Genomic DNA, 12,799 nt, shown 5'->3' with positions numbered 1-12,799 from the left:
GAAGTCCTCACGCGATGCGGTGGCAGGAAGAGGGGGCGAGAGCCGGGCCGTCACAGGCTCAGTACTTCGACGTCGCCCTCCGTCGCGTTCTGGAGGGGCGCCAGCAGGCCTCGCGCGACCAGTTGCGCACAGATGCGGTCCGCGATGGCGAGGGCGCTGTCGCCGCCGAGCAGATCCTTCAGGGCGAGGACGACGCCGAGGTCGGTGTGCAGCCGGTGCCGCAGGCGCACGGTGAGCAGCGAGTCGAAGCCGAGCTCGGCGAGCCGGGTCCTGCGGGGTTCGGCCAGATCGACGGCGTCACGCCCGAGCAGGAAGGCGACCCGGTCGAGCACGGCGGCCAGCGCCGCCTCGCGCCCTGCCTCGGGCTCCTCGACGACAAGCCGCGTCAGCTCCGCGCGCTCCTCGTCCGTCAGTGCCGAGGGCGCGCCGGGCAGCACGTCCGGCGCCGCCCACACACCCTCGTCACCGGCTGTCGACCGGGGCGCGAGCCAGTACCTGCGCCGTTGGAAGGCGTACGTGGGCAGCTCCACGCGGCGCGCTCCGGTGCCCTCGAACGCGGCCTGCCAGTCGATGGCGGAGCCCGCGGCCCGGGCCGCCGCCAGGAGCCGCAGTACGGCCGCGGGGTCGGCGAGCGAGGAGTCCAGGCAGGTGTACGAGGGGTCGGGGGCGCCGAGGGTGGAGCGGTCCAGCCAGTGCGACGGGGTGCTCAACTCGTCGGCCGTGCACGGCTGTTGCGTTCCCGCCGCGACGAGCGGGGTCGTCGGTGCGGCGAAGGTGAGACCCTCCACCGTCGAGGCGAGCGCGGCCTTGTCCGCGAGCGCGGCGGCGAGCGTGCACGCGTCCGTCAGGGACAGCGCACCGCTCAGGTGCGCGGCGGCGGCTTCCCCGGCGCCCGAGCACGCGGTCAGCGCCCGCGGACGCAGACCGAAGGACTCCAGGAGCCGGTGCAGGGCGACGGTGAACGCGAACTCGGCGCAGTCGTCCGTGTCGTTGCCGTCGAGCGCCTTGCCGACCTCGTCCCAGGCCCGTGCGAAGACGGGGAACCGCTCGTGCAGAAGCCGGCTGTCCGCGCCGGCGGCGCCACCGAGACAGAACGTCCCGCCGGGCGCGGTCCTGGCGTCCGTGGTCCCTTCGTCACGCGCTTCCGCGCGCAGCAGGTCCATGAGTTCGGCGGAGGTGGAGGCGACGAGCACCGCCTGCTCCGCGTACGAGGTCCGGGCGCAGGCCAGGGTGAAACCGACGTCCAGCGGCGGCAGTTCGGGGCGGTCGGCCAGATGAGCGTGCAGCCGGGCGGCCTGCTCACGCAGCGCCGCCGGGGTCCGCGCCGACACCACCCACGGCACGGCGACAGGCTCGGGGGCCGCCGCGTCGGTGCGTGGCTCGGGGAGTGGCCCCTCGCCCAGGAGCACATGGGCGTTCGTACCGCTGATGCCGAACGACGACACCCCCGCGATCCGGGGCCGTTCCGCGTCACGCGGCCACGGCCGGGTCTCGGCGACGAGCCGCAGCGGGCCGGCCGCCCAGTCCAGGTCCTCGCTCGGCCGGTCCGCGTACAGATTCCCGGGCAGTCGCTCATGACGCAGCGCGAGCACCGTCTTGATCACGCCCGCCACTCCGCTCGCGGCGTGCGGATGGCCGATGTTGGTCTTCACCGAGCCCAGCCACAACGGCCGGTCGGCGGGCCGCCCCTGCCCGTACACCTCGAGCAGGGCGCCCGCCTCGATGCGGTCGCCCATGGCGCTGCCCACGCCGTGCGCCTCCACGGCGTCGACCTGGTCGGGGGTGAGGCGGGCGTCGGCGAGCGCCTGACGCAGCAGGTTCCGCTGGGCTGTGCCGCTCGGCGCGGTGAGGCCGTTGGTCGCCCCGTCCTGCCCGACCGCTGAGCCGAGCAGCACGGCGAGGACATCGCGGCCGTTGCGCTCGGCGTCCGAGAGCCGTTCGAGGACCAGGATGCCCACGCCCTCGGAGAAGCCGATGCCGTCGGCCTCCGCGGAGAACGCCTTGCAGCGCCCGTCGCGCGCGAGACCGTGCCGCCGCCCGAACTCCTCGAAGGCGTCCGGCGTCGCCATCACCGCGACACCGCCCGCCAGGGCCAGCGTGCAGTCTCCGTCGCGCAGCGCCCGGCTCGCCGTGTGCAGCGCGACCATCGAGGAGGAGCAGGCCGTGTCGAGCGTGACCGCCGGTCCTTCGAGGCCCAGGGTGTAGGCGATCCGGCCGGTGGCCGCGCTCGGTGATCCACCGAGGCCCAGATACGGTTCCAGGCCCGCGGGCGGCTTCTCGCGCGAGTGCGGGCCGTAGTTGCCGTACACCAGGCCCGCGTAGATCCCGGTCCTGCTGCCGCGCAGCCGTTCCGGTACGACGCCGGCCCGCTCCAGCGCCTCCCAGGAAGTCTCCAGGAGCAGGCGATGCTGGGGGTCGAGGGCGAGCGCCTCGTGCGGGCCGATGCCGAAGAACTCCGCGTCGAATTCGGCGACGTCGTCGAGGAATCCGCCCTCGTACGTGCCCGCTTTCTCCAGGCCGTCCGCATCGGGCGCGTACAACCCCGCCATGTCCCAGCCGCGATCCGCCGGAAAAGGAGAAATGGCGTCACAGCCCGTGTCGACGAGCCGCCACAGATCCTCGGGAGACGTCACACCCCCCGGGAATCGGCAGGCCATGCCGACCACGGCGATCGGTTCGGCCGCGCGCGATTCGAGCTCCTGGACGCGGCGGCGGGAATTCTGGAGATCGGCAGTGACCTTCTTCAGGTATTGCCGCAGCTTCTCTTCATTCGCCAACGTACCGTCAGCCCCCTGTATTCATCGCCAAGTCGATTCGGGTCGCTCCGCCCTGGCTGCCGGTCATCGATCTCCCGCGGCCACGTGGCCGGATCCCGCCGAAGGAACGGTAGAAGTGGAGAGCGTGCCCGGGCCACCCCTAACCGCCCCCTAGCTCGCGCCTCGGCGCTGCCGCGCCGCCTTTTAGGGGATCACCTCGCGATCTAGGGGATGACGGCCCGACGGCGGTTTCCTACCCTCGAATCGGCTTCTGTCGTGTCTGTCCGTCCCACACCGCCGAAATCTGCGGGCCCCCATTCGAGCAGCGGAGGAAGTATGCCCGGCGACGAGATCACAGAGAAGATCCTCACCTATATCAAGAACAAGCACATGGACGGAGATGTCGAGTCCGAACTGGACGAGACGACGCCGCTTTTCGAACTGGGCATCATGAACTCCCTCCACACGCTTCTTCTTCTGCAGTTCATTCGCGACGAGCTCGGTGTCGCCGTTCCCGCCAACAAGATCAACGCAGCCAACTTCAAGAATGTGCGGTCCATCACCGCGCTGGTGCACACCGTGGCCGGGGCGCCGGCGTCCTGAAGCGGTGCGGAGCCCGGCGGGCTCGTACGAGGACCCAGCTGTTCTGCACGTGCACGCACGGGATGTGCCCGTATCGGAGTACGACAACGGAGGGAGACGAGGTGAGCGTTCGGTCTCCCGAACCCATCGCCGTCGTAGGTCTCGGATGCCGCTTCCCCGGGGGCGTCCGTACCCTGGAAGCGCTCGGTGAGCTGCTCGAATCGGGTGCCGACGCGCTGACCGAGGTCCCGCGGGACCGGTGGAGCGCCGCCATCCACGACCCACGGCGCGAGCGGCCCGGCACGGTCGTCAGCCACGTCGGGGGTTTCCTCGACGACATCGACCGGTTCGACGCCGCGTACTTCGGGATCTCGCCCCGTGAGGCGGGACGAGTCGACCCGCAGCAGCGGCTGCTCCTCGAAGTGAGCGCGGAAGCCATGGCCGACGCGGGACGCCCCCTCGACCAGTGGCGGGGCAGCCGCACCGCCGTGTTCGTCGGCATGCTCTCCAACGACTACACGCTGCTGCACGCCAAGACCCTCGGCACCGCCGGGATCGGCCAGCACTACGCCAGCGGCGTCGAGGCGAGCTTCGCCGCGGGGCGCCTGGCCTACAGCTTCGACCTGCGCGGCCCCGTCGCCACCGTCAGCTCCGCCTGCTCCTCCTCGCTGCTCGCGGTGCACCAGGCCTGCCAGAGCCTGCGTGCGGGCGAGAGCGACACCGCCCTGGCCGGCGGCGTGAACCTCCAGATCACCCCCGACATCAGCGTGTTCATGAGCCAGGTCGGGGCGATCTCGCCGAACGGCAGCTGCCGGCCCTTCGACGCGCGCGCCGACGGGCTCGTGCGCGGCGACGGCTGCGGGATCGTCGTCCTCAAGCGGCTGCGGGACGCGCTCGCCGACCACGACCGCATCCACGCCGTGCTGCGCGGCTCGGCCGTCAACAACGACGGCGGCAGCGCGGGCCTGACCGCGCCCAACGGCGAGGCCCAGTCCGCGGTGCTGCGCGCCGCACTGACCGCGGCGGACACGACCGCGGCCGACGTCGACTACGTGGAGGCCCACGGCACCGGCACCCCGCTCGGCGACCTCATCGAACTGGAGGCGCTCAGCGAGGTGTACGGCGCGGGGCGGCGCGACCGCGCGCTGCTCATCGGCTCCCTCAAGGCCGTCATGGGGCACATGGACGCCGCCGCCGGCATCGGCGGGCTACTCAAGGCCCTGTGGGTGATCCGCGCGGGCCGGGTGCCCGCGCAGCCCCACATCGAGAGCCTCAACCCCGCGCTCGACTGGGCCACGGCGGGTGTCGCCGTGCCCCTGACGACCACCGACGTGGCCCGCGCGGACGTGCCGGTGCGGGTCGGCGTCAGCGCCTTCGGGCTCAGCGGCACCAATGTGCACCTGGTCGCCGAGGGCGCCCCGGCGCTGGCCCCGGCGCCCGCTCCCGCCGAATCGTCGGCTGCCCCTCAACCCGCCGCGCCCTACGTCCTGTTGGCCTCGGCCTCCACTCCCGAGGGGCTCGCCACGCAGGTCGCACGCCTTCGCGAGCAGGTGGCGCGGGAGGACGACCTCGGCGAGCTCGCGGCGTCCGCCGCCACGCGCCGTACGCATGACGCCCACCGGTTCGCGGCCGTGGCCACCGGCCGCAGGGACCTCGTCGACACGCTCGTCGACCCCGACGACCCTCCCCGGGACGCCTGCGCCGGGACCGTCGAGGACCCCGACGACCCGCCGCCCGCCGTGTTCGTCTACTCCGGGCAGAGCGGCCACTGGCCCCACATGGCCCTCGACCTGCATGCCGCCGACCCGACCGTGCGCGACGCCCTCGACGAGTGCCACGAGCTCATCCGCGCCCATGCGGGCTGGTCGCTGCTCGACACGCTGCGGGCCACCGACGACCGGCTCGACCGCACCGACCGCGCCCACCCCGCGATCTTCGCGGTGCAGGTCGCGCTGACCCGCTGGCTCGCCGAACGCGGTCTGACCCCCGCCGCCGTGATCGGCCAGAGCCTCGGCGAGATCACCGCCGCGTACGCCGCGGGCAGCCTCACGCTGCGGGACGCCACCCGGCTGGTGGTCGAGCGGGCGGACATCCTGCACTCGCGGGCCGCGGGCCTCGGCTTCATGTACGCGGTGTCCGCCGGCGCCGAGGAGGTGCGAGAACTGCTCGGCGGGGCGTGGCCCCAGGTCGTGGTCGCCCTCGTCAACGGCCCCGACTCGGCGGTCGTTTCGGGCCCCGTACCCGACCTCGACGACGCCGTGGCCGCGCTGCGGGCAGCGGGCCTGCGCTGCAAGCGGCTCAACAGCGAGTACCCGGCGCACAGCCCGGCCTTGAGCGGGTGCGCGGACGCGCTGTACGAGACGTTGTCCGGTGGGCTCGGCGGGTCGGATGGCTCTGGCGGGTTCGGCAAGTCCGGTCTGTCCGTCTCCGAGCCGACCACCCGTCTGCTGTCCACCGTCGACCCCGCGACCGACCTGCTCCGTCCCGACGCCGCGTACTGGCGGCGCAACCTCGTGGAACCGGTGCAGCTGTGGCCCGCGGTCGAGCGGCTCCTCCGCGAACGTGACTACGCGCTGGTCGAGATCGCCCCGCACCCCATGCTCGTACGGCCCCTCACGGACGCGGTGCGCCGCACCGGCCGCCGCGCACCCGTCACCGGCACGCTGCACCGCGCCGAGCGGGGTCCGGTGGCGCTGCACAAGGCGCTGGCCAGGCTGCATGTCGCCGGGGTCCCCGTCGACTGGGACCGGGTCACCGGCAGGCCGCGACAGTTCCGCACCCTGCCCGTGCCGACCTGGGGCGGCGACCGCCACTGGCTGCCCGGCATCGAGCGGGGCGACCACGGCCCGTCACCGCAGACGCGCCCCCTGGACGCGGCGGAGCCGGGACCGGAGACGGTCGCGCCCTTGAACGAACCCGCGCCGGCTTTGGCAGCACCGTCGGCACCGCTGGCGCCGTCGGCACCGTCCGAGCAGAGCGTCACCGTCGCCGACCGTGTGGCTGAAGTGATCCGTGCGGTGCTCGACCTGCCGCCGGACCAGAGGCTGTTGCGCCGACGCGGCTTGTTCGAACAGGGCCTGGACTCCCTGACGGCCGCGGAACTCCGGACCAGGCTCCAGGCCCAGTTCGGAGTGGCCCTCCCGGTACCGATCGTCTTCGAACACCCGACGGTGCAGGATTTGGCGGCGTACTTGGAGACGGAGGCGGCTGCTGCCACCATCGAAGCCGCCCGCACCGAAGCCGACAGCACCGCCACGCCCGCGGCGGACGAAGCCGGGGCGGCCGGACGTAGCGACGCATCGGCCGCCGAGACCGCGCCGGCGGCCGGTGCCGGGCGCGCCACCGTCGCTGAGACGCGGCCGGAAGCCGATGTCGCGACGGCACCGGACGCCGCCCCCGCCGACGCTGACCGCACCGTCACGCCCGCGCCGGACGTTGTCGCGGCGGCCGAACGCGACGGCGCATCGGCCGCCGAGAGCGTGCCGACGGCCCGGGTCGCGACCCCCACCGACGCTGAAACGCGGTCGGAAGCCGACGTGGTCGCGACGGCACCGGATGCCGCCCTCACCGACGCTGACCGCACCGTCACGCGCGCGGCGCACGAAACCGCGACGGCCGAACGCAACGACGCATCGGCAGCCGGGACCGCGTTGGCGGCCGGTGCCGCGCGCGCCACCGTCGCTGAGACGCGGCCGGAAGCCGACGTGGTCGAGACGCCCGGGACGACCCGCGCCGCCCCCGCCCCCACCGCCACGCCCGCGGTGCACGAAGCCGCGGAGGCCGAACGCAACGACGCGTCAGTTGCCGAGACCGCGCCGGCGGCCGGTGCCGCGCGCCCCGCCGTCGCTGAGACGCGGCCGGAAGCCGACGTATTCGAGACGCCCATAACGCCGGGGGCGCCCATAACGCCGGGGACGGCCCACGCCGCCGAGCCCGCACCGGACGCCACCCCCACCCCCACCCCCGCCGACGACGCCATCGCCGTGATCGGTGTCGCCTGTCGGCTGCCCGGGGCTTCCACTCCCGACGAGTACTGGAGGCTTCTCGCCCACGGGCGGCATGCCATCGGGAACTTGCCCGCGCGGCGGCGCGAGGATCCCGTATGGGATGAGGTCGGCGGGGACTTGCCCACCCGTGGCGGATATCTCGACGACATCGCCGGGTTCGACGCGCCCTTCTTCCGGATCTCGCCCCGCGAGGCCAAGTCCCTCGACCCGCAGCAGCGGTTGTTCCTCGAAGTGGCCTGGGAAGCCCTGGAGGACGGAGGGTGTCGCCCGCGTGATCTGGAGGGGACCCGCGTCGGGGTGTACGTCGGGCTCGAGACCGCCGACTACCAGCAGATGCTCACCCGCGACATGGCGGACGTGAACCTCTACTACGGCACCGGCACCTCCTTCGCCGCGACGCCAGGCCGGCTGTCGTACTTCCTCGGGCTGCGGGGGCCGAGCATGGCCGTCGACACCGCTTGCTCCGCATCCCTCACCGCCGTGCACCTGGCCTGTCAGGGTCTGCTCGGCGGGGACTGCGAGGTCGCCGTGGTGGGCGGGGCCAATGTGATCGCCGCGCCCACCGTGCTCGTGGCCATGAACGGCGAGGGCGGCGCCCTCGCCCCCGACGGCCACTGCAAGGCCTTCGACGACGACGCCGACGGCCTGGGCTGGGGCGAAGGCGCGGCCGCGCTCATCCTCAAGCCCCTGGCCGCCGCCGAGCGCGACGGTGACCGCGTCTACTCCGTGCTGCGGGCCAGCGCGATCAACCAGGACGGGGCGAGCGGAGGTCTGACCGTACCCAGCGGCGCCGCCCAGGTGGCCGTCGTACGCGAGGCGCTCGACCGGGCGGGCTGGCAGCCGCACGAGGTCGACTACGTGGAGGCCCACGGCACCGGCACCCGCATCGGAGACCCCATCGAAGTCCGTTCCCTCGCCGAGGCGTTCGGCCCCGGCAGGGGAGAGGGCGACCCACTGCTCATCGGGTCCGTGAAGGCCAACATCGGGCACCTCGCCCCGGCCGCCGGCATCGCCGGACTCCTGAAGGTCGTCCTCGCCCTGCACCACGGCAGCGTCCCACCGCACCGCCTGAACCGGCTCACCACCCGGGTCGACTGGGACGCCATGCCCCTCTCCGTGCCGACCGCACCGCGCGACTGGCCGGCACGCGAGCGCCCGGCACGCGCCGGGGTCAGCTCCTTCGGGCTCGCGGGCAGCAACGCCCACGTCCTGGTGGAGGCCGCACCCCGGACCCGGCCCCAACTCGCGACCGCGCCCGCCCCCGCCCCCGCCCCCGCGGAGACGGGTGCCACGTACGCCGAAGCGGATGCCCCGCCCGCCGAGACGGGTGCCCCCTACGTCCTGCCCGTCACCGCCGCCACCGCGTCCGCCCTGCCCGAAGCCGCCCGCCGCATGGCGGACCGCCTGCGGGGCCTCGACGCGGACGCCGTCGACGCGCTCGTGTTCACGGCGGCCCACCGCCGCTCCCTCCTGGAACACCGGCTCGCCGTGGTCGGGGACCGCGACGAGATGATCGCCGCGCTCGAAGCGGCCGCCGCGGGCCGGAAAGCACCGAACCTCCGCACCGGTCACGTCACGGCGGAGGGGGCTCGATCCGTCACCTTCTGGTACGCCGCCCAGGCCCCGGACGCCTCCGTGCGCGCCGCCCTGGAGAAGCACCCCGCCTATGCCCGCGCCCTGGACCGGGCGAGTGAGGCCATCGGTGAACGCGGTCTCCTTGCGCACCACATCGCCGCCACGCACGTCTGGGCGACGTTCGGCGTCGTCCCGCACAGCGGCGCGGGGCAGGGCCCCGGAGAGATCAGCGCCGACTGGGCAGCCGGCCGGCTGACGCCTGCCGATGCCGCGCAGGCCTGGGCCGAGCGCGGCGCGGACCCCGGTGAGGTCCCGGCGGCCGTACCGCCGGGCGCTCTCCCGGTCCACCCCGAGGCGCCGGACCCGGACACCTCGGACGACCCCGACCCCGTACGGAGGATGGCGCTCGCGGCGGCAGAGCTCTACGTCAGCGGATACGAGCCGCCCGCTCGCCTTCCCGCACGCGGACGCACGGTGAGCCTGCCCGGCTACCCGTGGGAGCGCCGCGGCTACTGGTACCGCGACGCGGCGGCGCTCACGCCGTGCGTCCTTTCCGCCGCCTCCGCCGAGGAACTGCGGGACAAGGCGAGGAAGTTGAGTGAATTCGTGCTCGCCGAACCCGGCGCCTCCATGGCCGGTGTCGGCTCCGCGCTCGCGGCCCTTCCCCCGGCACCGCACCGCGCCGTGCTGTTCGCCGACCGGCGTGAGGAGCTGCTCAAGGGGCTCGGCGCGGTCGCCGGAGGGCGCGAGACCCGCAGGACCGTCGTCGGGTCGGCCCGCTCCACCGCCACGGACCCCGTGTTCGTGTTTCCGGGGCAGGGGTCGCAGTGGCGGGGTATGGCGCGGGAGTTGTTGGAGAGTTCGCCGGTGTTCGCGGAGTCGGTGGCTGCGTGTGCCGAGGTGATCGAGCCGTTGACGGGTTGGTCGGTGGTGGAGGTTCTCGGGCGTGAGGAGGAGGGCTGGCTGGAGCGGATCGATGTGTTGCAGCCGGTGATGTTCGCGGTGCAGGTGTCGTTGGCCCGGTTGTGGCAGGCGTGTGGTGTGCGTCCGGCGGCGGTGATCGGTCACTCGCAGGGGGAGGTCGCCGCGGCGTGTGTGTCCGGGGCACTGTCCCTCGAAGACGCCGCCCGCGTCATGGTCCTGCGCAGCCGCATCCTGGCGAAGGAGCTCGCGGGCAAGGGGGCGATGGCCTCCGTGGGTCTTGCGGCAGAGCAAGTGCGTGAGCGGATTGCCCAGTTGGGGTTCGACGGGAACGACGCGGTCGTGGTCGCCGGGTTCAACGGCCCTTCGTCCACCGTCATCTCAGGTGAACGAGCGGCAGTGGAAGAGCTCGTGGCCGCCTGTGTCGCCGACGGGCTGCAGGCCCGCGTCGTGCCGGTGACCTACGCGTCCCACTCGCCGCAGGTCGAAACGCTGCAAGGAACCCTGCTCGACGCACTGGACGGAATCCAGGGCGGCCGGGCGGAGATCCCCTTCTACTCGACCGTGACCGGAGAGGCCCTGGACACAGGGGAGTTGAACGCCGCGTACTGGTACCGGAACGCCCGCAGGCCCGTGAACTTCGAGGGCGGCGTACGGAGCCTGCTGGCGGCGGGACACGAGACGTTCATCGAGATCAGCACCCACCCCGTCGTCCTCCCCGGCATCGAACAGACGGTGGACGAGGTCGGGTCACCGGCCGTGGCCCTGGGCACCCTGCGCCGCAAGGACGGCAGCCTGTTCAGGTTCCGTACGGCCCTCGCCCAGGCCTGGGTGCGGGGCGTGTCCGTCGACTGGCGTGCCCTGGCCCCCGCCCCCGCCACGGGCGTCGACCTGCCCGACCTCGCCGCGACACCGGCCGGCGCGCAGGCGGACCCCGCCGACGCCGAGTTCTGGGACCTCGTGGAGCGCGCCGACGCCGGCGAGCTCGCGGGCACCCTGCGGCTGAACGGCGAGGACGCGCAGGCCCTGGCCGCGGCCCTGCCCGCGCTCTCGGCCTGGCGCCGCGACCGCCACGCGGATGCCCTGCTCGAAACCTGGCGTTACACCGTCGAGTGGCAGCCTCTGCCCGCACCGGCAGCGCCCCAACTGGGCGGCCCCTGGCTGCTCGTGGTGCCGTCCGCCTGTGTGGAACACCCCTGGGTGAGCCGATGCGCCGAGGAGCTCGGCGCCCACGGAGCCGACGTACGCCAGGTGGTCCTCGACGCGGCCGACGCCCACCGGGAGGCCTTCGCCAAGCAGCTGCGCGCCGCCACCGAGGAGGCCGAGCCCGCCGGGGTGCTCTCCTTGCTCGCCCTGGACGAGGGGGCGCACCGCCGCCACAAGGAGCTCACCGCGGGCGCGGCCGCCGCGGTCACCCTGCTCCAGGCGCTCGACGACCTCGCGAGCGACGCACCCGTGTGGTGGGCGACCACCCGAGCCGTCTCCGTCGACGAGACCGACCCGCCGGCCCACCCACGGCAGGCGCACGTCCTCGGCACCAGCCGTGTCGCGCTGCTGGAGAACCCACGGCGCAAGGGCGGCCAGATCGACCTGCCCGAAGAAGCCGACGACACGGCCGGGCGGCTTCTCGCCGCCGCGCTCGCCACGGACGGCGACGAGAGCGAATTCGCGGTGCGCGGAGACCAGTTGAACCGCAGGCGCCTGGTGCGTGCCCCGCTCGCCGGGCGTGCGCCCGCCCGCCGCTGGCATCCCCGCGGCACCGCCCTGGTCACCGGTGGCACCGGCGGGATCGGCGCCCAGGTCGCCCGCTGGCTGGCCCACAACGGCGCCGAACACCTGCTGCTCCTGAGCAGGAGCGGCCCCACGGCGGCGGGCGCCGCCGACTTGGCGGCCGAACTCACCGCGCTAGGCGCCCAGGTGACGATCACCGCCTGCGACGTGGCGGACCCCGAAGGACTGGCGGCCGTGCTCGCCGCCGTCCCCGCCGCGCACCCGATCACGTCGGTGTTCCACACGGCGGGCCTCAAGGGGTCCCGGGACACCGTGTCCGTGGCCGAACTCGCGGAGTACGCGGAGGTGTTCGCCGCCAAGGTGGAGGGTGCCCGCAACCTGTGCACGCTGCTCGACCGGACATCCCTGGACGCGTTCGTGCTGTTCTCCTCCACCGTGGGCGTGTGGGGCGGCGGCCAGCAGGGCGCCTATGTCGCGGCCAACGCGTATCTCAACGCGCTCGCCGAGGAGTTGCGCGCCGAGGGCACACCCGCCACCGCCGTCGCCTGGAGCGCCTGGGACGGGCCCGGCATGTCGAGCGGCGCCGCCGAGCACCTCGCCGAACGCGGCGTACGCCTGATGGACCCCGATCTCGCGATGCGGGCCCTGCGGCAGATCCTCGACCACGACGACACCTTCATCACCGTGGCCGACAACGACTGGGAGCGGTTCGCGGAGGTCTTCGGTGCCGCACGCCGCCGCCCGCTCATCGGCGACCTGCCCGAGGTGCGCCGCGTCTGGGAACCGGAAGCCGCCGACGACTCCACCGCGGAGGCCGCCCTGGTCCGCAGGCTCGCCGGTCTCACCCCGGCGCAGCGGGAGAACGCACTCCTGGAGGAGGTGTGCGCCCAGGTCGCGGCCGTCCTGCAGTACCCCGCGACCCAGAGCGTCGACGCGGAGCAGCCCTTCAAGGGCATCGGCTTCGACTCGCTCACCGGCATCGAGCTGCGCAACCGGCTCAACACCGCCACCGGCCTGCGCCTGCCCGCCACGCTCATCTTCGACCACCCGACACCGACCGCCGTCGCCGCCCTCCTCGACACCCGTCTGGCCCCCGAGCCCGCGGACACCCCGCAGCCGCCCGACGGCACGGAACCGCCCCGTGGACGCGACGAAGCCGCCGCCATCGCGGAGATGACCCTGGACGACCTCATCCGGCTCACGCACCGCCCCCAGGAACGGAGTTGA

The 12,799-nt window shown here is 73.7% G+C and carries 2 protein-coding genes and 1 pseudogene; 2 read left to right on the top strand and 1 reads right to left on the bottom strand.

Annotated elements, in window-relative coordinates; translation table 11 throughout:
* Window positions 1-143: 143 nt before the first annotated feature.
* Window positions 144-2,777: pseudogene (locus ACWGIH_RS02080) on the bottom strand (type I polyketide synthase); the annotation flags it as partial.
* Between the two features lie 315 nt (window positions 2,778-3,092).
* Here ACWGIH_RS02080 and ACWGIH_RS02075 point away from each other — a divergent pair.
* On the top strand, window positions 3,093-3,359 hold the full coding sequence (locus tag ACWGIH_RS02075; protein WP_453450687.1) for an acyl carrier protein: 267 nt from the start codon (window positions 3,093-3,095) through the stop codon (window positions 3,357-3,359).
* Window positions 3,360-3,460: 101 nt separating this feature from the next.
* Window positions 3,461-12,799 (top strand): type I polyketide synthase, encoded by a 9,339-nt coding sequence (locus ACWGIH_RS02070; RefSeq protein WP_453450688.1) that lies wholly within the window; start codon window positions 3,461-3,463, stop codon window positions 12,797-12,799.

The sequence above is a fragment of the Streptomyces sp. NPDC054872 genome, from assembly GCF_053610705.1.
This window is presented reverse-complemented; position numbering and strand designations above follow the sequence as displayed.

Coding starts and splice junctions, on each gene's coding strand:
- ACWGIH_RS02075 (WP_453450687.1), top strand. CDS start 3,093: ATGCCCGGCGACGAGATCACAGAGAAGATCCTCACCTATATCAAGAAC.